We start from the raw sequence: 24,211 nt of genomic DNA on the forward strand, positions 1-24,211 counted from the left end.
GTGCAACGCTGCCAAGAACCCGAAGGGTCTGCGAAGCAAAATCTGTCTAAATAGATCTCTCCACTTTGCGTTGCTCCGGTCGAGATGACGACCATTCTATTGAAGTCTGTCATTCTGAACGCAGTGAAGAATCTTTAACTAAAAAATTAAATCAAAAACCAACTACTTTTTTTTGGAAAAGCAGGTTCAGAAGCTTTTGGGATCCCACAGCCACGCTCCCGCTTCTGCCGATGAAAAATATCGGCATCTCGCTAAGATCGGGTTTAGCTGGCTTAAATAGTACAGCTATTGTTTGTAAAATAAACCCGACAGACAGCGTCATCCCGATTGGAGTATTATATTTTATCCCATAGAGGATTTAAATCGGGATTAAGCAAATGGCGGGACTATCAAAACAGAAGCATTACAACTACTGCTTTTCAAAAAATAGGTCAGAACCCATTGCATGATATTAGTAAACTGTGATCCCAAACAGAATAAGGAATCCGCAAGTAGGGAGCAACCAACATAAATGCTAATCGACCTTTGTGCAAAGTTACAGTCCAGAAGGCAGTATTCATAGGTCAGGGATTCTTCACTGCGTTCAGAATGACAAACATGTCAATACAAAATAAAAAAAGCCCTTCTCTCAAAAGACTTTTTATAAGGATGAAGAAATAATCGTTATATTATTGCTTAAACTTTCTTAACGTTTACTGCCTGTAAACCTTTTCTGCCTTCAGCCACTTCAAATTCTACTGTATCGTTTTCTTTCAAGCTTTCGATTCCACCTAAAACATCTTTAAAATGTACAAATAAGTCTTTATTGTCTTCTTGTACAATAAATCCAAAGCCTTTTTGTGTGTTAAACCACTTAACTTTTCCGGTTGCCATAAAAAAATAAAAAATTGTATAAATAAATAAACCTTTTAAGCCTTGATCAGCATTTCATCTAAACAATTGTGCATTAATATAAATAAACCAACCATTTTAAGCGTTAATATTGAAACAAAACTACCAAATATAATAATTTACGAATTCAACACAAGCTATTTTGCTCCGTTCAACAAAAATGTTGCGTTACTATAAAAATCGATTATTTATTTGGCTGAGGTGTAGTACGTAAATATGGCTTGATTACCTGATGTCCTTTTGGAAATTTAGCCGGAATATCTTCAGTTTTGATGCTGTTAACCACAATCACATCTTCCCCATCCTTCCAATCAGCTGGTGTAGCTACGCTATAATTTGCAGTAAGCTGCAAAGAATCAATTACGCGCAATACTTCATTGAAATTTCTTCCGGTAGATGCCGGATAAGTAATGATTAATTTCACCTTTTTATCAGGACTGATGACGAACAACGACCTAACCGTTAATGTTTCTGAAGCATTCGGGTGAATCATATCGTACAGGTTCGCAACAGTTTTATCCGGATCGGCAATAATTGGAAATTCGACAGAAGTATTTTGAGTTTCGTTGATATCGTTGATCCATCCTTTATGCGACTCCGCAGAATCAACACTCAATGCCAGAACTTTAACATTTCTTTTCTCAAACTCGCCTTTCAATGCAGCAGTTCTGCCCAGTTCAGTAGTACAAACTGGCGTATAATCAGCTGGATGAGAAAAAAGCACGCCCCAGCTATCGCCTAAATAATCGTAAAAATCTATTTCGCCAATAGAGGTATCGGCTTTGAAATTCGGTGCGGTATCGCCTAATCTTATACTCATGATATTATTAATTTAATTTTGACTTTAACAAATCTAAACAATACTATAGTAAATACATAGATTTAATATTAATTTCAGACCTCCAAATTACAATTCCAATAAAAAACCCTGAAGAATTTAATCTACAGGGTTTAAGAATATTAATTTGTTTGGGGTATTATTTTTAATATGCTTTAATCATAAATACATAATCTTGTATTTTTTCGATCTGTTTGGTACGTTTTAAACCAGACAGTAAGCTCTTTTTGTTGGCAGAAAGTTTATTTGTACCCAATGAATCTTGGGGAATAGCCCTCATAGCCTCTAAGATATATTTTGATTTAATGGCAAAGGCTGCACCTTCAGTCTGATCTGGCTTGCCACTGATAATACCAACCAAATTTCCGTTGTTGTCTAAAACCGGACCGCCGCTATTACCCGGATTAACCGAAATGGCTACCTGATACTGAGTGGTATCTCCAATAAAACCATTTTTAGAGCTCACATAACCCTCTCCAAGTACAGCATCGTCTTTTGGATAACCTAAAGTGTAAACAATTTCGCCAATGTTACTGGTATTTCTTTTAATGGTATAAGGAATAGAAGATAAGTTACTGAAGTGTTTATCGTTTATTTTAAGAATTGCGATATCGTTTTGAGGATCTGTATAAATCGATTTTACTTTAAATGATTCTCCTTTACTGTTTTGAACATATAAAGAATCAGCGCCATTAATGATATGCAGGTTAGTTAAAATGTAACCATTGGTAGAAATGGCAAAACCAGTACCACCAAAACTATTCTGAGTACTTGGCTTATCAGAAGTTGCATTGTTATGCTTAATATTTCTGATTAAGCTATTTTGTGTTTTAATGGCATTATTTACCCGATTACTTAATTGTCTGTAGCGTTCTGCCTGTTGAGTGCTATGCTGAATAGAGTAGATAGAAACCAGAGAAAGTACAACAAAAGATGCGGCCACTGCAATGGCAGATTTATGTTTCCGCCACAATTGAACTACACGTGAAGGATGAGGCCTAAGTGTAGAAGCCAGACCTTCCACATCAATTTCTGAATGAATATGATTTAATTGTTCTTTTAAGCGCAGCTGTTCTGCAAATGTATCCATAGATGCTAAAAAGAACTTATGCGAAACTACCTTATGATCTACTGTGGCATCATTAAGACGTAACTGTTCAAAAGCTTCCATTTCCTGTGCATTAAGTTTACCTAAAAGATAATCTTCAATAATTGCATCTAACTCCAAATCGTTTCTCATTTCAAATTATGGTTGAAAAAATATTTTCTTTAACCTTTGCAGGCATTTATATTTCTGCGTTTTTGCATTATCGGTATTGGTATAACCGAACTTTTCGCAGATATCCTGCATGGATAAATTGTGGATATAAAAATCCTGAATAATGGTTTTACAAGGTTCGCCCAGGTGATCAAGTGCCGATTGCATTTTTGCAAAAGAAGCATCTTTCTCTTCATGGTTTTCTACATCTTCTTCAACAGCAAATACATCTTCATAATCGGTAATATTACCGGCTTTTTTACTGTTCAGACTAAGTTTTTTTAGCCAGATACGCCTGCAGACCGAATAAATATAAGTTTTCAGCTTGCTGCTGAGCTCAAAATTACCAGCCTTAATTTTGTTATATAAAATTATTATGCCTTCCTGATAAACATCTTTTGCATCATCTTCATCACCGTTATTGTTTAGGATAAACTGCAAAACCATCGCATAATACGCTTTGTATAACTTGTTAAGTGTATCTTCTGAGTTATTTAGAATACCTAAAATAACCTCTCTATCTGTTGGAAATGAACTCTTTAAACTGTTATTCACTAGTTAATACATTTTTCTATAAATAGTAACCCAATATTAGACAAAAAAATATTTATTGCTACTATAATTGCTTAATACAAACTAAAAGCAAACGGTAACCCAAATCGCCAGAAAAAAATATTTTACCTTTTCTGAAAATTATCGGGTTACCTTTTTACCTTTGCGGCATTAATAAGAAATTAATTACTAAAAAAAATCAAAAATGAAAAATGCATTCAAATTAGGCTTTTTAGCTTTAGCTTTATCTTTATCAGTTGTAGCTTGTAAATCAGAAAAAAAAGCTGAAGGTGCTGATACTACTTTAACTGATTCTTCTACTATCGTTACTGATACTACTGCAAAAGATACTACAGTTAAAGATTCTACAGTAAAAGATACAACTGTAAAAGCTACTACTACTACAACTGAAGTTAAACACTAGTCTAACTTTACTATAAAAAAAGGCTTCTGGTTATAAATCAGAAGCCTTTTTTATTTTTTTTCTATTTTTTTTATTTTTTTGGGTTACCTTTTTCAATAACGGGTATTAACAGGTAAATTAATTAATTACTTAAAAAATATTCAAAATGAAAAATGCATTCAAATTAGGCTTCTTAGCTTTAGCTTTATCTTTATCAGTTGTTGCTTGTAACTCAGAGAAAAAAGCAGAAGGTGCTGATACTACAGCTACTGATTCTTCAACTGTAATTACTGACACTACTAAAAAAGATACTACAGTAAAAGATTCTACAGTAAAAGATACTACTGTAAAAACTACTACAGAAAAAACTGAAGTTAAACACTAGTTTAACTTTTTTATAAAAAAGCCTTTGGAAATTCATTTTTTCAAAGGCTTTTTCATTTTAACCCAAAAACGGGTTACCTTTTTACTTTTGGGGTATTAATGGTATATATTAACCCTAAAACATATACCAAGATGAAAAATGCATTCAAATTAGGCTTTTTAGCCCTGGCCTTATCTTTAACAGTTGCTGCTTGTGGCGATTCAACTAAAAAAGCTGATGGCGCTGATACAACAGTGACAGATTCTTCTACAATTGTTACTGATACAACTAAAGTTGATACAGTAGTTAAAGATTCTACCGTAAAAGACACTACAGTTAAAGCTACTACAGAAAAAACTGAAGTAAAACACTAATTTTTTATAAAATTCCACGAAAAAGGTCACGATTCTGAATCGTGACCTTTTTTATTTAATCAAACCGGGTTACTTTTATAGCTTTTTTTGTATAAATTAGTAATTAATTAATTTTAAAAACCAAACAAATTAAAAAACAATGAAAAATGCATTTAAATTTGGCTTTTTAGCTTTAGCCCTTTCTTTATCTGTTATCGCTTGTAAATCAGAAAAGAAAGATGGCGGAACAGATTCATCTAAGGTTGATTCTACTGTTGTTGATACTACAGTTAAAGATACTACTGTAAAAGACACAACCGTTAAAGACACTCTAAAAGCTGATACAACTAAAAAATAGTTTTATCAAACCATTTGAAAAAGCCTTAGTATACCTAGGGCTTTTTTTATTTTAGGCAGCTAGACCTTAAAATCCATCAATTGTCGTAAATTTGCGGCAAAAATATAATCCACATAATGAATTTAACATCACTACAAGCTATTTCACCTGTTGACGGCCGTTATAGAAAAACTACCGAAAGTTTAGCTGCTTATTTTTCTGAAGAAGCGCTAATTAGATACCGGGTTTTTGTAGAAATCGAATATTTTATCTCGCTCTGCGAAATCAACTTGTCTGGCTTAGAAAATTTTGATCGAAATCTTTATGTTGAACTACGCAAAATCCACGAAAATTTCTCAGAAGCAGATGCTTTAGAAATTAAAGAAACTGAAAAAGTAACCAATCACGATGTTAAAGCGGTTGAATATTTTATCAAAAGTAAATTTGATGCTTTATCTCTCCAAAACTATAAAGAGTTTATTCATTTTGGCTTAACCTCTCAGGACATCAACAATACTGCCATCCCTTATTCTATTAAACTGGCGCTGAACGAAAGTTACTACCCGGCGATTGGTTCTTTAATCGAAAAAATAAATGCCTTGGCAACAGAATGGAAAGATATTCCGATGTTGGCACATACCCACGGACAACCGGCTTCTCCTACCAAATTAGGGAAAGAGTTTTTGGTTTTCGCTGAGCGTTTGGCTATTCAGGTAGAAAGCTTGAAAAACATTCCTAATAGTGCAAAATTTGGTGGTGCAACCGGAAACTTCAACGCCCATCACATTGCGTACCCAGAAGTAAACTGGGTTGATTTCTCGAATCAATTTGTAAATGAAACATTAGGCTTAACCCGTGCGCAACATACTACGCAGATTGAGCACTACGATCAGTTTGCAGCCCAGTGCGATGCTTTAAAACGCATCAATAACATCATTATCGATTTGGATAGAGATATCTGGACTTATATTTCCAAAAACTATTTTAAACAAAGGATCAAAGCCGGAGAGATTGGTTCATCGGCAATGCCACATAAAGTTAACCCTATCGATTTTGAAAATGCAGAAGGAAATGCGGGAATTGCAAATGCACTTTTTGAGTTCTTTGCTGCTAAATTACCGATTTCGCGTTTACAGAGAGATTTAACAGATTCTACCGTTTTGAGAAATGTCGGTGTTCCTTTTGGACATACTTTAATTGCCATTAATTCTACTTTACGTGGATTAAATAAGATTTTACTAAATGAAGCTGCTTTACATGCAGATTTAGATGAAAACTGGGCAGTTGTTGCCGAGGCTATTCAAACGGTTTTAAGGAGAGAGAACTACCCTAACCCTTACGAAGCCTTAAAAGAATTAACCAGAACCAATTCAAAAATCAATGCAGCAAGTATTGCCGAATTTATTGAAGGTTTAGCGGTTTCTGAATCTGTAAAAGTGCAGTTGAGAACCATTACACCTTTTAATTACACCGGCGTTTTTTAGTAAAATTAAATTGACGTTAAGCAGACAGCCAATAAAGGCTTTATTGCTGAGTAATTGTTAATTTTGTTTATTCAAATTGATTAAGACATGACGATTAACGTATATACAGAACAGACTCCAAATCCAGCGACCATGAAATTCATGGTAAACAAACTGTTAATAAATGGCAGTGAGGATTTTGCGACTAAAGAGAGTGCAGAGCATTCGCCTTTTGCTAAAGAGTTATTTAAGTTCAACTTCGTTTCCGGCGTTTTTTTCGCCAGTAATTTTGTTACCATTACCAAAACAGATGATGCAGAATGGGCTGATATCGAAGCTATTCTAAAAGAATTTGTTAAAGGTGCTGTAGAATCGGAATTAAAAATTAAAGAAGCAACTACCGAAGAAGCACCTGCTTTTGAGGGTACAGAAACTGAAATTAAAATTCAGCAGATTTTACACGATTATGTACGCCCGGCCGTTGAACAGGATGGTGGTGCGATTACCTACAAATCTTTTGATGAAGGCGTGGTAACTGTAGAATTACGTGGCTCTTGCAGTGGTTGTCCGTCTTCTACCATTACACTTAAATCAGGCATCCAAAACTTATTACAGAGAATGGTACCTGAAGTTACAGAAGTAGTTTCTGAAGCGCTTTAAAATTGTGCATTTTTCATAGTATATATAGTGAAAAGGTCGCGATGAGAATCGCGACCTTTTTTTATGCGTTCTTCTTTGTCGTCATGCTGAACTTGTTTCAGCATCTTTCCTGCTAGGTTAGGCCCCGAAATAAATTACCTTCGGTGAGCTCGCTTAAGGCTCGGTTTACTTCGTAGCTTTTCCGCTTCACTACAGGTCAGGTGACGTCACGATCGTTAAAAATGCTGTTTAATCGCAGTTAACATTTCAGCAGTAAGTTTACCATTAGTAGCCAATATCTCTCTCTTTTCAAAGTAATCATTGCCTCCAGAGAAATCGAACACCTCTCCTCCTGCCTGCTGAACAATAAAGCACCCGGCTGCAAAATCCCATTGCTGCAGGTTGTATTCAAAAAAAGCATCAAAACGTCCACAGGCTGTATATACTAAATCTATTGCCGCTGCACCAATTCTACGTACCCCATGGCTTTTCTGCATCATTTCGGCTAATAATTTCAAGTATTTCTCTTGTTTATCAAACTGATAATATGGGAAACCTGTAGCCAACAAGCTCGAACCCAGATCAGGGTTTACAGAAACCTTGATTTCTTTCTTATTCATAAAAGCAAGTCCGCCTTTATACGAATAGAACATCTCTCCCCTATTTAATTCGTAAACGACACCAATTACAGGTAAACCATCTTCATAAAGCGCTACGCTAATGCCATAAGCCGGAATGCCATGGATAAAGTTTGTTGTGCCATCTAAAGGATCGATGATCCAGGTGTAGGTTTTACCTGTCCGGTTAATGGTTTTCTCTTCGGTTATAAAACCTGCATCGGGAATTAATTTTTCAAGATTTTGAACCAATTTCTGCTCTGCTGTTTTATCAACATAAGAAACCATATCATTTAACCCTTTGTATTCTATTTTCTGAACATCAAACTGCATGGCCTCTTTACGGATAAAATTTCCGGTAAGCTTTACAATCGAGATCACTTTATTGCATATTAATTCGTAATTCATAACTGTTTAACAACAGAATAAGGTTGTTGTTGGATTTTAAATGAATTTATAATGTTGTTGTTTACTGCGCCAATTGGTTCTTGTTTCTTAAAGCATAAGCACTTAGTATAATTCCACCTACTACAAGAAAAGTTGAAATCATTTCTGCCTGTGTAAAAGACAAACCAAAAACATGGTATTTTGAATTTACCCGGATTAATTCGATACAGAAACGCTCAACACCGTTTAAGATCATATAAATACCAAACATTAAACCTGGTGCTTTAATTTTATCTCTGATGCGCCATAAAAAGGCAAAAAGAATTAAACAGATAATTACTTCGTAGATCGGTGTTGGATATACACCTTGTGCGAGTTCATTACAAAATTTTCCGGTACAACCAGGAATTGGAATGCCTTCTCCCACAACATTGTTCGGATATTTATAAGACCACAACCAATCTGGAAGCCATGAAAATGGCTTAGGGTTTGAATTAACAATCCCCCAGTCGCCATCGCCAGCTAAGTGACAACCGATACGACCTACAGCATAAGCCAGCATCATCCCCGGTCCGCCTACATCAAGCATGTGTAAAGGCTTAATACCGTTTCTCTTGGCGATAATTAATACAGCTGCACCGCCGCAAATTAAGCCACCATAAAAAGTTAAGCCACTAAAAGATAATAAGCGCTCTATCGGATGTTGAACAAAATCATCCCAATATTCTAAATTATCAAAGAATTTTGCGCCTAAAAATCCCCAGATAGCTGCCCAAACAATCAGATTACTCATAGTTTGGTAAGGGTGAATGGTTACCTGAGTTTCTTTTGGCTTATCTAGTTTGTGCTTATTCTTTTCGGTATAATCCCAGTAAGCAAACAAACCTGCAAAAAACAAACCACCAATTATATTTCCTTTGGCCGACATTAAAATCGACTGTGCATCATTTACAAAAAGTTTATAGTTTAACAACGCATAAACCAGTTTATACCCAATAACAAATCCAAAAAGGCCGTTCATGATCAATTCGGATGTAGTAGCTGGTTTGCCGATCACTACTGTTTTTTTTATTGGATGGAGTATGCCTAATGCTTCTTTACGTTTAAGCTCTTTTGTAAATGCCCAATAACCGGCAACAAAGGCAAGCGCGACAAAAACACCAAATGTATTAAATGGAAGCGGTAAATTAATGCCGAATAAGTATTCTAAGAAATGTGAAACGGTAGGAAACATACAAATAATTTGTTGCGAAGATAGGAAAGAAAGAGCAAAGCTGAAAGATTAAAGACCAAAGCTTAAAGACTAAAGCGGAAAGACTAAAGAGCAAGATCTAAGGTTTGAAGAAACAGGTAAAAATCAATCTTTTTTATTTTGAAAAGAGAGGTTTGGTATTTCATCGGTTATTGCGGTCCTGCTCTCCGCTTTACTCACCCGATTGAAAAAACATCGGGTTCGTGCTCGCTCCGATCAGGTTTAATTAACTTATTGCAGTAGTTCTTGGGGATTATTAAGTGCAAAAAACAGATTCTAAAAGAGATTGTCTTTCTCCGCTTATTTGTCATCCTGAACGCAGTGAAGAATCTGCATTGAAAAGGTAAGGTTCTTTTGTATTAATGGTGGATTTTGACTAAGTGTTTTCGGAGTTCTGCATTTCATAAATAAAAGATTCTTCACTGCGTTCAGAATGACAGTAAAGGATATTTGACTGAAGACTTCTGAGTAATTACTTAGGACTTAACGTAAGACTCAGAACTAAATTAATGATGTGCGTGAACAGTTTCCAGTTCTGCCACTTCTACTTCTCCATCAGCAGTAATTTCTAAAAGCTTAACCGCTTTTAATTCATTTACCATAACCGGATCGTATTTGGCACGTACTTTCACATAGTTTTTAGTAAAACCATGCATATAACCCGATTTCTGATCTGCTTCAAAAAGCACTTCTGCTTCAGCACCAATTTGTGATTCGTAGAAAGCCCTGCGCTTTTTATCAGATAAAATATGAAGCATTTTACTGCGCTCATTACGTTCACTTCCTGCCACAACACCTTTCATTTCGGCTGCAGCTGTTAATTCGCGCTCAGAGTAAGTAAATACATGTAAATAAGAAATATCAAGTTGGTTTAAAAACTGATAGGTATCTAAAAAATCTTCTTTTGTTTCACCAGGGAAACCAACAATTACATCAACTCCAATACAACAATGCGGCATTACCTCCTTAATTTTGGCAACACGCTCAACATACAAATCGCTACGGTAACGACGGCGCATTAAACCTAAAATTTTATCAGAACCGGATTGCAGCGGAATATGAAAATGCGGAACAAACCTTTTAGAAGTGGAGACAAACTGAATGATCTCATTGCTCAATAGGTTTGGTTCAATAGATGAAATACGGATTCTTTCAATTCCTTCTACCTCATCTAAAGCCTTAACAAGGTCAAAAAATTTATCTTCACGCTGACCATTCCTGATTCCGAAATCACCAAGGTTTACACCGGTTAATACAATTTCTTTAACACCGCTATCTGCAATCATTTTTGCACGGTTCACCACATTTTCAATGGTATCGCTACGACTTGCACCGCGTGCTAAAGGAATGGTGCAGTATGTACAAGGGTAATCGCAACCATCCTGTACTTTCAAAAAAGTACGTGTTCTATCGCCAATAGAATAAGAGGCAATAAAATTATGGTTTACTTTCTCTATATTTTGCTGATGAATAAGGGTTTTAGGCTGTTTGGTTAAATCGGTAATATATTCTACTATCCTGAATTTTTCTGCAGCACCCAGAACCATATCAACTCCTTCTATTTCGGCAATTTCCTGTGGTTTTAGCTGTGCATAACAACCTACAATGGTTACAAAGGCATTTGGTGAATACTTTAAAGCTTCTTTAACAACTTTTCGGCACTTTTTATCAGCATGCTCCGTAACAGAGCAGGTATTGATCACATAAACATCGGCCTGATCCTGAAATTCTACTACGGCATAACCAGCATCGGTAAATAAACGACCGATGGTTGAGGTTTCGGAGAAATTGAGTTTACAACCTAATGTATAAAATGCGACCTTTTTCATTGAGGCTGCAAAGATAACAAAATAGATTTGAGTATTATGATATGAGATTGGAGATTAAAGGTAAATTACAGTTAATTAACAATGGTGTTTGTAGTTTTTCGATTTCCAGCTAATTATAAACGATCGGGTGAAAACTGCTAAGTGAAACTTATTTCTCCTGCCAACGGTAACTTTCCTGTTCGAAACCTGCTAAATCCAATACCCTGCTCACAACCGTTCCGGCTACTTCTTCAATGCTTTTAGGCAGACTATAAAAAGATGGATTAGCCGGACAAATAATGCCACCGGCTTCGGTAACTGTTTTCATATTGTTGATGTGGATTAAGCTAAAAGGTGTGTCGCGTACTACAGCAATCAGTTTTCTCCGTTCCTTTAGTACCACATCTGCAGCCCTTGAAATCAGATCATTTGATATTCCTTGTGCAATACGTCCTAATGTTCCCATTGAGCATGGAACGATGATCATCGTATCGTATTTTGCCGAACCTGAAGCAAAAGGCGCATTAAAATCGTTTTTATTATAGAAAGTGAAGTCTTTAAAATGATTATAATCCTGGTTTCCCAGTTCGAATTGCCAAACTTCTTTCGCATTATCGCTCATCACTACACCAACAGCCTCAATCTGATCTTTTAATTTTAATAACTGATCAAATAAAACCTTTGCATAAACTGAACCGCTGGCACCTGTAACAGCAATAATCACTTTCTTTTTCATCATAACACAAAAATAGTTTTTATAAATCTATTCAAACAAAAAAGGGCCAGAACAATGTTCTGACCCTACATCTACCTATGAAAAACATACCCTCGAAAGGGTAAGAACAAATATATATAATTTTTTAAAAAAATGTAATGGAGAAATGCTAAATCACTTAAATCAAATGTTAAACTCAAAAATAAAACACAAACAACTGATTATCAGAATAATAATTTTTTAAAAAAATAGACAAAAACTTTTTTAATGCTTAAAAAGACTCACTTTTTAACAGAATAACGCTTAATACTGTCTTATAAATGAGTCTTAATTATCTTATAATGATCTAATTTAAGTTTCGCCTATCACTTTACGACCTTAACTTTACAATTTTTTGATATTTGTATAACATCATTTTATTTACACTCCTAAAAATCATATGCAGATTTTTAGAACAGATAAGAACAAACCCATACATCTGAAATGTTTTATTGATCACAGTTTAAGGGTTCCAAATTAAATAATGAAATGTAACAGCTTACAATAAAATTATCATACTTATCATTTATACTAATTTGTCTGATAAATGTTAGCTATTCCTTAAAAATCGGTTGGCGATTAACTGTTTAAGGATTATATTTGGGAAAGTGTCACTCAAAAATATGATAGATTTAGCTTCTCCATTCCTAAAAGCACTATTAAAACATTCTACAAGTCCTATAATCATTTTTAAAGTAAAGCCGATATTGGTGGTGGTAGAACATAACGATGCTTACCTGGCTTTAATTGAGCGCGTGGGTGGAAAATCAAAATTATATAATATCGACATTATCCCAAACCTCTTATCTGATGCTGAAAAGAATATTCTAATTAAAACAGTTGAAAAAGTTAGTGAGCTTAAGGCAAAAAGTACGCTAATTATTCATCCCATCTATTCCAACTCGCCAAACGTGAAGTGGGAATTGGAATTTTCGCCAGTATTACAAAATGACCGTCCGGTTGAATACCTTGTTTGTTCATTAAGGGAAATTCCAATGGATGAAAATGACCTTGAGCATATTTTATTTGAACTTTCGGAAAGTGAAGCACGTTTTAGGGGATTTTTTGAGCAGGCACCTTTAGGCATGTGTGTATTAAAAGGTCCGGAACTGATTACGGAGTATGCAAATGATAACATATTAAAAATTTGGGGTAAATCCAGAAAAGAAGTTATCGGATTACCTTTAGAAGAGGCACGGTCGGAATTTGAAAAACAGCAGGCACTTGTAAAACGTGTAAAAGACATTTTCAAAAACGAACAGCCATTAACACTCAACGAATTAAAACTCTCCACAGCAGTTTCAGACGGTTATTTCATCGCTTTGTATGAACCTTTAAAAAATGATAAAAACGAAGTAACCAGAATTTTAGTGATCATCAAAGATATTACAGAGCAGGTAAACTTTAAAAAAGAACTACTTAAGGCTAAAGATATTTTAAAAATAGCCATGGATGCATCAGAAATGGGCTCGTGGAATATCGACTTAGAAAACAAACAGATCCTGCTGTCAGAAAGGGCACAACATATTTATGAACTGGAGAACAACAGATTGGGTATTGAGGAAGCCAAATCGTTGATCAGCCCCGAAGACAGCAGGCATCTTACTAGTGGTATTAAACGTGCATTACACCACCGAAATGCTTTTAATATCGAATACCAGATTAATTTGAATGGTATAAGTGCAAAACGTAAATGGTTAAGAACTGCAGGAAAAGCCTATTATAACGAAGAGGGAAAAGCCGTTTATATTGCCGGAGCAGTTCTTGATATTACGGAACACAAACAGGATGAAATTAGAAAAAATGATTTCATCGGTATGGTAAGTCATGAGCTTAAAACTCCTTTAACATCATTAAGCGCTTATGTACAGCTTTTACAATTTAAATTCAAAGAAACAGATAACGAGTTCCCTACTCAGATACTGGATAAGATAAATGTCCAGTTAAAGAGAATGTCATTAATGATTGATGGTTTCTTAAATGTCTCCTTATTAGAATCGGGTAAAATTTTATTGAATAAAACAAATTTTAATCTGGTTGATTTGATTAAAACTATTGCTGAAGAAAATAGAATGGTTTTACCTAGCCATTTTATCCAGGTAATTGGTCCTGAAGAAATGATGCTACATGCTGATATGGACAAAATTGGCAATGTAGTTAATAACCTGATTGGCAACGCAGCGAAATACTCGAAAAAAGAATCTTTAATTGCAATAAAATGCGATATACAAAAGGGTTATCTGGTTATTAGTGTAGAAGACGAGGGTATAGGCATTAAGGAAGATAATATACCCAAACTTTTTGACCGCTTTTACCGGGTAGAAAGTTCTGATACTAAAACAATTGCAGGATTTGGAGTTGGCCTGTACATTTGTTCCGAAGTAATTCAAAGGCATGGGGGGAAAATCTGGGCAGAAAGCAAGTTGGGGCAAGGTTCTACATTTTATTTCAGCTTGCCCATCCCAAATGACCATTTGATGCCCTGAATATCTATTCAGTCGGTGTGGAATTAAACTTTTATCTCTTCCATTGCTAATTTAACGTTAACCGCCACCAAGCCACGCTCGTGTAATTCAATTTCAAAAACTATTTTCGAGTTTATATTAATTCGATCAGACACGTCATCTAATTGAAAATGGATATCCTGGCCATTTTCATCAATAATGATCCCATGACCATTTTCAAAGTCAATCTGGATAACGTCTCCCTTCCTATTCACTCCCATTGCAGAATTTATTTTTATAAATAATGAACAATTATAGTCAATTTACGTATCATAAAAGATACATAAAAGATTTTTTTTGAAAAATTAAGTGTAGGGATTGATACAATATTTATTACTAAAACGAATTAATGCAAGCAAATAGGCAATTCCGTGTTTTAATGTTTTAATCTCGCTATACAATAAGCCAAAAGGTGTGTTGATTCTTTTGAAATCTTTTTACGGCTGAGGCTATCTTTAATATGGCCAACTGCATTTCCAAGTTTATCTTCCAAAAGATCAAGCATCCCGATAATGTTTTCTGGTACAACAGTTAAAGATAACATGGGGTAATATTTATGCTCGAGAACCTTTCGCTGACTATCTGTAGCTAAATCCAATGTCCACTCTTCGTCTGCCGAAAAACCATATTCGTGCCTGGTATTGTTCAATTCATACAAAAAAACTTTGGCCTGAGCTTTTTGATCGTTATTTGCCATTTTTACCCGGTTTTTTGGCGAAAGGATCAATTTCTGTTTTTGCTGTTTTACCTTTTCCCGATTGATAATCTGAGGGTGCCTTTTTATTTAGACTGGCCTCTTTCTTTTTGTCTCTACTCATAAAAATAAATGTTTACTGTTAGCTAAGACCAATCATCATTGCTTAAACAATTCGGTGGCTGGAGTAAGGAATACTCACCTAAATAAGATTAGCGAATACTATAATGGTACATCAGCGAGAGAAAGAAGTGATAGTATTACTGATATAAGCAAATATACCTTTATTAATGATTAGAACAGTCATAGAAGTCTGGTTATCAGGATATATTTCATTTAAATATCAAAAGAAAAGCATTGCAAATAAAAAGGGTTGGAAAATTAACTCCAACCCTTCTTATGCTTAATCATAATAACCTTTTATTTTTGAGATTGCTCAGGCGCTTTTCCGATCAGATCCATAAACTGATCTAGTTTAGGTGTTATGATAATCTGTGTACGCCTGTTTTTTGCTTTTCCACCTGGAGTATTATTATCAGCAATTGGATTAAACTCTCCACGTCCACCAGCGGTTAAACGCTTAGGGTCGACAGCATACTTGGTTTGTAATACCTGCACTACTGATGAAGCACGTAAGGCACTTAAATCCCAGTTGTTACGGATGTTTGTTTGAACAATTGGCACATTATCGGTGTTACCTTCTATCAGTACATCATAGGTATCGTAATCTTTAATAATTTTGGCAATTTTGCTTAAAGTTTCGCCAGCTTTATCAGAAACTTCATAGCTACCAGATTTATATAACATGTTATCAGCTAAAGAAATGTAAACTACACCTTTAAGCACCTGAACATCAACATCACCCAACTCTTCACGACTTAATGACCTTGTTAAGTTATTAGTTAACACCATATTAAGTGAATCACTTTTGTTTTTAGCATTCACTAATTGTTTGATGTATTTGTTTGAACTGTTAATCTCATCAACCAATTTTGAAATGTTAACATTTCCCTGGTTACTCGAATTTAAACATTTGTTTAAAGCATCTTGCAGTGCCGTTACATTGGCTTTTTCTGATGCGATCTGCTCTTCTAAACTTTTAACCCTACTGGTACTTCCGCTAAGTTCACGCTGGCTATCCTGGTATTTATTACTGAGTTCCTGATTCCTATCTCTTAACTTGGCATAGGTGTCCTGAAGTTCTGCATACTTTTTATTGCTTACACAACCTGCAGCAAGTGCAAGGGTAAAGAGCATTATGGGAATTGATTTGTATAATTTCATAATATTACTTTATTTGTTACCACTGCATTAGCAAATTCCTTGCCGTAAGTTTTACATCGCCCGTAGCTGATGTTAAAAGGTGTTAATTTTTACCGAATCGAAGCTTGCCAAAGCGTTATATGTTCTTAATCCTATACTCCCCGATTGGTATTGATTATCTGTTGCCGAAAGCACAGGCTGAACTGATCCGTTTATAAAGACATCAAATTTATCTGCCTTCGCTACTATTTTTAAGGTGTACATTTTGTTCATTTCAACAGAATATTTTCCTGAACGTATTACCGTCCATTTTTGTCCGTTGGCTTTTCCAAATATTACAGTTCCATTAAGTTGATCTAAGCCAACATAATAGCCTTGGTAAGCATCGGCACCAATAGCAGGATTAGAAACCCTGAACATTAAACCAGCATCACCAGTGGTATTGATTTTAACATCTGCCTGATAAACAAAATCTTTAAAGTCTGTGCCATTGGCCACATATTTAAATCCATGTATGCCATAGCCACCAGAGCCTGCATTTGATGCAGCGTTTATCTGTCCATCTTTCCAAAACCAGCCCCCGCCATAAAAAACCCAATTGCTAGCCATTCCTCGATCAAAGTTTTCGACCAAAGTTTTATTTATTTTTTTTGGCTCACCGATTACAGGGAAACAGCTTAGGCGGATATTTTCAGATCCGTAAGGTACCAGGATAACTTCTTCCTGTTTTTCAGCTGATGCGATTGGACTAAAAGGCACATCAAAAGCAGACATTTTATTGTAGCCTAAACCCCATGACGGAATCTTTTTTGCCCGAACCTTTATTTTAACCGGTGTATTTGCCGCAATAAAAGGGTTATTTGGCATTTCTGATTTTAATACACTAGCCTTACTTAAACCATTTTCATCCATCATCAAACCATAATTCCATGCTGATTCCGGATGGATTTCGTAATCTGCAAAGCCAGCAACAGGATGTGTTTTGGTTACCTTGTTTACCGCCTTAATCTCTAATGCATAAACAATAGGTCCGTGTTCTACACTTACAGAATTGTTTACCTGTGCCCTGGTAGTGATTTCCATTGGAAAATTCAATTCTAATTGATCTTGATTTTTCCATTCTCTGGCTATGGTAAACATTTCTCCAGCTTTTACGCCTTTTAATGCAGCTCCATTTAACCTGATGCCTGGTTTTACACTCCAGGCTGGGATTCTTAAAATTAATGGAAATGATATACTGGCGGCAAGTTCTACTTTTAACCTGATTTGTTCTTCGAAGGGGTAATTGGTTTCTTCGGTAATTTTTATTTTTTTATTTTCTGCTACTACGGTTTCTATTTCCATAGGGCCATAGGTAATTACCGCTAAACCTTTCTCTGGAGTAGATACCACGCTACTTTTTACAAAATAAGGCCAGCCCATGTGCATATTATATCGGCAGCAGCCATAACCTGAATATGGACTGGAAACAATACCTGTAATATAATCTTGATTAAAACCATGCTCGCCATGAATACTCTGTACCTGATTGGGTAGTGTGTAATAGGAGTGGTTTTTAAAATCCCGGCTAAACTGTGCAGGCAAAGCATTAAAAGCCACTTTTTCCAACTGATCGCCAATTTTTGCATCGTGAATAACCTTTGCCGCAGTTTCTAAACTCTGCATCCATTCTACCACTGTACAGGTTTCTACGCCTTCTGTACTGCTTGTACCTGCAAGGAATTCAGTTCCGGAACCTAACCCTTCGGGCTGACCGTGATCGTGCATAATATGTGTGATACCTTTAGAGAATGATTCAAGATTTGATGGAAGATCTTGAAGTTGCGCATAAACTATAGGAAATTTTAACGCCTGAGCCACATTAACCATGTGTTTTGGCTGAAAATCGTCACCGAAAAAGTAAAATTCGTTATTACTATAAATATCAATCCAGGGATATGCCTGTTGTTTTAACTTTTCTACAAGTTTTAATAAATCCTGATCACCGGTTTTATTGTAAAGCCAAATGGCAATTTCCATGTTATCACCTGCCCTTGCTTTGCCCCATTCTTTTAACGGATCCGCATCGAGATTCGCAAGTTCATATTTAAAATATTTGGAGAGAAATGGAATAACCCTTTTATCATTTGTAGCTTCATAATAGCTTTGTAAAGCATACATCATTGGCATTCGCGGCCACCAATCTTTCATTTTCGGTGGACCAAATAATCCATTGGCTTGTTGATTGTTTAAGGTCCAATCGATATACTTCTGCGCTTTCGCTTTTAGCATAGGATCATCTAAAGTATAAGCCAATGCAACTACCCCCTTAACATAATAGGGTACTCGTTCCCATCCATTTCCATCGCCTCCCAGCCAATCGGAATTTTTTCCAAGATTATCTTTTTCAGGATACAACTCTTCAGCCATTCCTGTTGCACCATCTCTTTGTTGTTCCAACTGTTTTAACAACCATCCCTTTGCTTTAATACTGCCTATTGGTAATTGCACATAAACCTGTTGTTTTAACGGCGCTTTATTAAATTCAGTTAAATTTTGGGCATATAATGCAGAAATCGATATAGAAACAAGAAAATGGATTAAGATATATATTCTTTTCATAAAAGACATATTGGTTAGAAATGTTTTATAAAACTAATAAATATACATCAAATATTAAAACGATTTAGTAAGCGTATATTCGAATAGTATAACTGTTAAATAAATTATGTAGTAGTTAGACTTTTGTAGCATAGGCAACAGCCTGAAACTTACCTTGATATTATAAGTTCAGCACCACGATCGTCAATCTGAGCGTAGTCGGAGACTTCTTGAGATTGGTAAATCGCAAATAAATGCCCTTAGATTATACTACCATTGACAGAATTTATCAGTACGGCCGTCATTCTCGCGCAGGCGGGAATCTTAAAGCGCTTGCATTACGATTATTCATCAGTTTTCCTTTTATTCAGAGGCATTCATGAGCACTCCGTGGTTCCCAATCAAGTTGGGAATGACGATTCCTCGCAGTCTAAAATCCGCTAAAAATCTGTCATTCATATTGATTTTTAATAATAAATCATCCCTCAGGATGAGATCTTTTTGCGATTTTTCCCCCTAACTTAATGACATTGAGCACTCACTTCATAAAAAGATATTAACAGAAAGAAGGACTGCTCTGACCGAAAAGCATTAAACATGCTTTAAGAAAAATTTCAACCTTTTTTTAAATGAAAATGCTTTACAACTGTTTATTTCTTTGCAAAGGTAATGCCTGGCCAGGTATCTGTTCTAAATGGCGACGCTGGTAAGCCATCGTTACTAACGAGGTTACAAACAGGATTATTTCCCCATGCATAACGAACGGCAACAGGGTTTGTTACCTGATCGCTACTTACGATAATCTGCTTACCCTTGATATTTGCTTTGGCCCAGTGAAATTTCTTATCTGCTCCGGCGATGGCAAAACCTGTAAGTGCTGCGCCATCTGCGGCTTTTAATCCATTTTCTGTATTGCTAAAGGTTAAAACAATCTGTTTTCCTTCAATTTTATTTGATTGATAAACTGGGCCGGAATAGTTTATTTTTTGGCCATATGTTTTGGCAAGGGCAATTAATGCCAGTCTTCTACCTACCTCTTGTTTATTTTTAGGGTGGATATCTTTTGCATCACCAATATCAATAATTGTGGCCATGCCCGTATTTGGCAAAGCGAGTGTTTTTTGCTGTGCCTCCCTAAGTTCTGCCCAGGCAGATTGTGCCGGCAAATTATCAACTTGCATAAAATTGGCCAACTGAACAAAATAAAATGGAAAATCGCCCTGCCCCCATTTCTGACGCCAATCTTTGATCATTGTTGGAAATAACTCGCGGTATTGATAAGCTCTGTCGGCATTAGCTTCACCCTGATACCAAATAGCCCCTTTGATGGAGAATTGACGGTAAGGATGAATCATAGCATTGTATAAAACTGTTGGGCGGTTAGCACCGTTTTCTTCGTAGGGCTTGGGCTCAATATTTTTAAAATCCAAACCTATTTTATATTTCCATTCACCAGTCAATGAAATTTTCCCGGCAGCACCATTTGTTAAATTTAAATCTTTAGCGTCACCGTATAAGCCGCCCCCTCCTCCACTATCAAAAACCCTGACAGTGATCGTATTATCACCTACTTTGAGCAAATTAGCAGGTATTGTATATGTTCTTCCAACATTATATCCTGCTGTTTCGCCCACTTTTACACCATTTATAAAAGTAATATCGTTATCATCAATAGTTCCCAAATTAAGCTTTACGCGGTTCGTTTTCCAGTTTTCTGGAATGGTAACCTGTTTTGTAAACCAAACCACACCATCGAAGTCTTTAAGTACTGCATCCTCCCATAAGGTCGGCAAAGTCATATTTTTCCAATTGCCACTGTCTTCTAAAGCCCATTTCATCTGCCCGTCTTGATTACCTGAATCTTTATCTGTGGTGATTTTAACCCAATTTTTCAGCTTTTCATCATAAGAAATTGGAGATGGATTTTTAGCAGATTTCTGAATCTTATCAACTGCAGCAGAAAAATCTGCCATCTTTTTTAACGATTCGGCACTCGTCCAGGCTTCGGCAATTGTACCACCCCAGGAAGTATGAATCAGACCAATTGGGATTTTAGTTTTTTCATATACTTCTCGGGCGAAGAAATATGCGGTAGAAGAAAACTCTGCAATATATTTTGGACTGCATTCCTGCCAACCGCCATTGGCCACTTTAGCATCATTAAGTGGAAAATTACTGGTGACATGCTCCGTCTGCAATAAACGGATATTGGGATATTTAGCTTCGGCAATTTCCTTTTCATTATTGAGGATTTTTCCCCAGCCTGCCAACGGCATTTCCATGTTCGACTGCCCGGAACAGATCCACACATCACCTATTAATACGTTACTGAGTACCAGCAACTCTCCATCTGATATGGTGATGGTGTACGGCCCACCGTAGCCTGGCGTTGCCACTTTAATTTTCCAATTACCATTGGCATCGGCAATAGCTCCATAATTAATTTTATTCCATGAAACCGTTACTTTGACTGCTTTATCTGCATATGCTTTGCCCCAGATTGAAGCATTTGTTTTCTGCTGTAAAACCATGTTATTGCTAAAAACTGAGGGCAATAAAATTTTAGCTTGTATAAAGGGAGATATGCAAAGTAATAGTGTAATGAGAAGTATAGATCTTAACCTGCGCGCGCTCATATTTTAACCTATTTTTGGATGATTAGAAAGCTAATGTACGTTTTCTACCGATCAACATCAATATACAGGTCTGCTACAAACAAAATTTATGGTTAATGAGACAAAATTCCTACAAATTATTTTGGGTAAGAACATCATTTTACTTATTTTGCAGGTCTTAAGGAACAGCGCTGGATTTTAATATTTATAGCTCAAATGTTCTCTCAAATAAAAGAATTAATGATTAAGATTTTCATAGGCGGCCTTCCTGACAATATCCAAGAGATGGATTTGGCAATATTGGTTAGCCTTCATGGTAGGGTAGAAACAATTAAAATTGTTCGCGACAGGGCAACGGGTAAATGTAAAGGTTACGCTTTTCTGGAAATTTATAGTCTTCCCGACGCCAAAAACATCGTATCAACTTTAAATGGCGAGACATTTAAAGGTAATGTCATTACAGTTAAAATATCTGAAGAGGAAGGTGGCGCTAAAGCAGTAAAACCAAAACCCAACCCAGCTTTTAAAAGTAAAAGGCCCAGGTTACAACGCTAGTGCATCAAATTGGCCTTTACTGAAAGGCTCAAGAATAAACGTTAATCTTTCTTGCTTTTTTTTCTTCCTGCTATAAAGCTTGATTTATCCAATGTAAGATCAGCTTCGTATCCAATAGCTACCGGATGACGATACCCTCAACTCATTATGCGAAAGACCTCTGCCACCTAGCTAATTTTACATAAACTTCGTAATCCGATGGTAAACGTATAATTTGCATTACGTGTTGATTAAAAAACGAATTTAGACGTATGGAAAATTATGCCGTTGTAATATTTATTCTAGCTGTAATGATTGGGCTTTCTGCTATTGCAGACCGAATTAAAATCCCCTATCCTATTTTACTGATTATAGCTGGAATTGCAGTAGGTTTTATACCTTCCTTACCGCCAATTGATATTAATCCCGAAATTATTTTTTTGATATTTCTACCGCCATTGCTTTATGATGCCGCTTTTAATATCTCATTTAATGGATTTAAAACCAATATCAAAACCATATTTACTCTAGCTATTACGCTGGTTTTTATCACCGCTATCGGCATTGCTGTTGTTGCCCATTATATGATTCCGGGGATGAGTTGGCCGGTATCTTTCGTATTAGGCGCAATTCTTTCAGCCACCGATGCGGTTGCCGCCATGAGTATTACCAAGGGACTGGGTTTATCTCATAAAACCAACACCATTCTGGAGGGTGAGAGTTTAGTTAATGATGCTTCTGCGCTGGTAGCGTATCGTTTTGCAGTAGCCGCAGTAACAGGAACAGCCTTTGTATTTTGGAAAGCATCCCTTGAATTTGTCTTATTGATGGCTGGTGGATTCTTAATTGGCATGGTGATGTCGAAAATTTTAGCGTTTATTATGAAGCGGATTCATAACAATCGCCTGGCAACCATTAGCTTTATGTTATTAATGCCCTTTGTTACCTATTTAATTGCTGAACAAATACATGTTTCGGGCGTTATTGCAGTTGTTGTTTTAGGATTGGGGATCTCCAGGTTTAGCAAGCAGGTATTTCCAGAGCAGCTTAAAAATCAATCGAAAAACATCTGGGACATTATTATTTTTTTATTGAATGGGCTAATTTTTATATTAATTGGTTTACAGTTTCCTTATGTATATAAAAATATTAGCAGCGCTGATATCCTACCTTACATAGGTTATTCGCTAGTGATTACCGTTGTCGCTTTATTACTTAGAATGGCGCGTGTTTTCTTACAAAAATTTAATCTTCAAAAAGCTTTTCAGAAAAGAAAACACCGCATTACAGAGGAAGCATTGCTGGATTTCAAGAACAGTTTAATTATCAGCTGGTCGGGAATGAGAGGCATTGTTTCGCTGGCCATTGCAATTGGGTTACCAGCTACTTTATCGGACGGAAGTGCGTTTCCACAGCGAAATGCCGTTATATTTATTTCGGTAATGGTGGTACTTTTCACCCTTATCGGGCAGGGTCTTACTTTACCATGGCTGGTGAAGAAATTGGCCACTGAGGATGAAGGATAATTTTGTTTTTTAACCACCGAGTTCACAAAGAAGAAATCACAGAGAAAACAGAGTCGTTTTTACCTTAAATTTCGGACATCCCGATCCCTGACTTTCGGACTTATTTCTTTAATCATTAGGTAATGATGCAGTTAAAACTTTGACAATCTTACAGGCATCACGCACAAAGATTGTCAAAGTAATTAATCGGACTTATTTCTTTAATCATTATAGAATAATGCAGTTAAAACTTTGACAATCTTAAAGGCATCACGCACAAAGATTGTCAAGGTAATTAATCGACTTATTTCTTTAATCATTAGGTAATGATGCAGTTAAAACTTTGACAATCTTACAGGCATCACGCACAAAGATTGTCAAAGTAATTAATCGGACTTATTTCTTTAATCATTATAGAATAATGCAGTTAAAACTTTGACAATCTTACAGGCATCACGCACAAAGATTGTCAAAGTAATTAATCGGACTTATTTCTTTAATCATTATGGAATAATGCAGTTAAAACTTTGACAATCTTACAGGCATCACGCACAAAGATTGTCAAAGTAATTAATCGGACTTATTTCTTTAATCATTGTG

23 protein-coding genes are annotated in these 24,211 nt (G+C 35.9%); 9 read left to right on the top strand and 14 right to left on the bottom strand.

What is annotated here, in order from left to right; all coding sequences use genetic code 11:
• Nucleotides 1-675: 675 nt before the first annotated feature.
• From IM793_RS23095 to IM793_RS23110, 4 genes are all read right to left on the bottom strand, one after another.
• The gene (locus IM793_RS23095; protein ID WP_029276380.1) at nt 676-873 is read right to left on the bottom strand and encodes a cold-shock protein; all 198 of its coding nucleotides are present in this window, start codon (nt 871-873) and stop codon (nt 676-678) included.
• 202 nt (nt 874-1,075) lie between these two features.
• Nucleotides 1,076-1,711 (bottom strand): peroxiredoxin, encoded by a 636-nt coding sequence (locus IM793_RS23100; protein WP_193425623.1) that lies wholly within the window; start codon nt 1,709-1,711, stop codon nt 1,076-1,078.
• Between the two features lie 163 nt (nt 1,712-1,874).
• On the bottom strand, nt 1,875-2,969 hold the full coding sequence (locus IM793_RS23105) for a S1C family serine protease (RefSeq protein WP_193425625.1): 1,095 nt from the start codon (nt 2,967-2,969) through the stop codon (nt 1,875-1,877).
• A 6-nt stretch (nt 2,970-2,975) separates the two neighbouring features.
• A complete protein-coding gene (locus tag IM793_RS23110; RefSeq protein WP_193425627.1) occupies nt 2,976-3,542 on the bottom strand; it encodes a sigma-70 family RNA polymerase sigma factor in 567 nt (188 codons plus the stop codon).
• 202 nt (nt 3,543-3,744) lie between these two features.
• Between IM793_RS23110 and IM793_RS23115 the strand changes: the two genes are divergently transcribed.
• From IM793_RS23115 to IM793_RS23140, 6 genes are all read left to right on the top strand, one after another.
• Entirely contained in the window at nt 3,745-3,963 is a 219-nt protein-coding gene (locus IM793_RS23115) for a hypothetical protein (protein ID WP_116251788.1), read from the top strand.
• Nucleotides 3,964-4,108: 145 nt separating this feature from the next.
• On the top strand, nt 4,109-4,327 hold the full coding sequence (locus IM793_RS23120; protein WP_116251789.1) for a hypothetical protein: 219 nt from the start codon (nt 4,109-4,111) through the stop codon (nt 4,325-4,327).
• Between the two features lie 131 nt (nt 4,328-4,458).
• Nucleotides 4,459-4,680: a hypothetical protein gene (locus tag IM793_RS23125; protein ID WP_132396248.1), complete on the top strand. Its 222-nt coding sequence runs from the start codon at nt 4,459-4,461 to the stop codon at nt 4,678-4,680.
• 139 nt (nt 4,681-4,819) lie between these two features.
• Complete coding sequence (locus tag IM793_RS23130) at nt 4,820-5,017, top strand: hypothetical protein (protein WP_193425629.1); 198 nt, start codon at nt 4,820-4,822, stop codon at nt 5,015-5,017.
• Nucleotides 5,018-5,133: 116 nt separating this feature from the next.
• Nucleotides 5,134-6,480 (top strand): adenylosuccinate lyase, encoded by a 1,347-nt coding sequence (gene purB / locus IM793_RS23135; protein ID WP_193425631.1) that lies wholly within the window; start codon nt 5,134-5,136, stop codon nt 6,478-6,480.
• A gap of 87 nt (nt 6,481-6,567) precedes the next feature.
• Entirely contained in the window at nt 6,568-7,119 is a 552-nt protein-coding gene (locus IM793_RS23140; protein ID WP_057934267.1) for a NifU family protein, read from the top strand.
• Between the two features lie 215 nt (nt 7,120-7,334).
• On the opposite strand, the gene IM793_RS23145 is transcribed toward IM793_RS23140, so the two are convergent.
• From IM793_RS23145 to IM793_RS23160, 4 genes are all read right to left on the bottom strand, one after another.
• Complete coding sequence (locus IM793_RS23145; protein ID WP_193425633.1) at nt 7,335-8,123, bottom strand: inositol monophosphatase family protein; 789 nt, start codon at nt 8,121-8,123, stop codon at nt 7,335-7,337.
• Between the two features lie 61 nt (nt 8,124-8,184).
• Nucleotides 8,185-9,336, bottom strand: coding sequence for a prolipoprotein diacylglyceryl transferase (locus IM793_RS23150; protein ID WP_193425635.1), 1,152 nt, complete (start codon nt 9,334-9,336; stop codon nt 8,185-8,187).
• Between the two features lie 524 nt (nt 9,337-9,860).
• A complete protein-coding gene (gene mtaB, locus IM793_RS23155; RefSeq protein ID WP_132396258.1) occupies nt 9,861-11,183 on the bottom strand; it encodes a tRNA (N(6)-L-threonylcarbamoyladenosine(37)-C(2))-methylthiotransferase MtaB in 1,323 nt (440 codons plus the stop codon).
• A 148-nt stretch (nt 11,184-11,331) separates the two neighbouring features.
• A complete protein-coding gene (locus IM793_RS23160; protein ID WP_193425637.1) occupies nt 11,332-11,901 on the bottom strand; it encodes a UbiX family flavin prenyltransferase in 570 nt (189 codons plus the stop codon).
• Between the two features lie 638 nt (nt 11,902-12,539).
• Between IM793_RS23160 and IM793_RS23165 the strand changes: the two genes are divergently transcribed.
• Entirely contained in the window at nt 12,540-14,402 is a 1,863-nt protein-coding gene (locus IM793_RS23165; protein WP_193425639.1) for an ATP-binding protein, read from the top strand.
• Nucleotides 14,403-14,425: 23 nt separating this feature from the next.
• On the opposite strand, the gene IM793_RS23170 is transcribed toward IM793_RS23165, so the two are convergent.
• The 6 genes from IM793_RS23170 to IM793_RS23190 form a co-directional block, all read right to left on the bottom strand.
• On the bottom strand, nt 14,426-14,641 hold the full coding sequence (locus IM793_RS23170; protein WP_121283142.1) for a hypothetical protein: 216 nt from the start codon (nt 14,639-14,641) through the stop codon (nt 14,426-14,428).
• A gap of 155 nt (nt 14,642-14,796) precedes the next feature.
• Nucleotides 14,797-15,117: a hypothetical protein gene (locus IM793_RS23175; protein ID WP_121283141.1), complete on the bottom strand. Its 321-nt coding sequence runs from the start codon at nt 15,115-15,117 to the stop codon at nt 14,797-14,799.
• Nucleotides 15,107-15,238, bottom strand: a complete 132-nt coding sequence (locus IM793_RS25045) for a hypothetical protein (protein WP_255512139.1) — start codon at nt 15,236-15,238, stop codon at nt 15,107-15,109. Before IM793_RS25045 ends, IM793_RS23175 begins: the two co-directional genes overlap by 11 nt.
• Nucleotides 15,239-15,534: 296 nt before the next feature.
• A complete protein-coding gene (locus tag IM793_RS23180) occupies nt 15,535-16,398 on the bottom strand; it encodes an OmpA family protein (protein WP_193425641.1) in 864 nt (287 codons plus the stop codon).
• Between the two features lie 72 nt (nt 16,399-16,470).
• Entirely contained in the window at nt 16,471-18,978 is a 2,508-nt protein-coding gene (locus IM793_RS23185; RefSeq protein WP_193425643.1) for a beta-L-arabinofuranosidase domain-containing protein, read from the bottom strand.
• Between the two features lie 629 nt (nt 18,979-19,607).
• A complete protein-coding gene (locus IM793_RS23190; protein WP_193425645.1) occupies nt 19,608-21,488 on the bottom strand; it encodes a sialate O-acetylesterase in 1,881 nt (626 codons plus the stop codon).
• A gap of 324 nt (nt 21,489-21,812) precedes the next feature.
• On the opposite strand from IM793_RS23190, the gene IM793_RS23195 reads away from it, so the two are divergent.
• Both IM793_RS23195 and IM793_RS23200 read left to right on the top strand, forming a co-directional pair.
• Entirely contained in the window at nt 21,813-22,127 is a 315-nt protein-coding gene (locus tag IM793_RS23195) for an RNA-binding protein (RefSeq protein WP_227256362.1), read from the top strand.
• A 251-nt stretch (nt 22,128-22,378) separates the two neighbouring features.
• Entirely contained in the window at nt 22,379-23,632 is a 1,254-nt protein-coding gene (locus IM793_RS23200) for a Na+/H+ antiporter (protein WP_193425648.1), read from the top strand.
• Nucleotides 23,633-24,211 lie beyond the last annotated feature (579 nt).

The organism is Pedobacter sp. MR2016-19 (genome assembly GCF_014947265.1).
Taxonomy (GTDB): domain Bacteria; phylum Bacteroidota; class Bacteroidia; order Sphingobacteriales; family Sphingobacteriaceae; genus Pedobacter.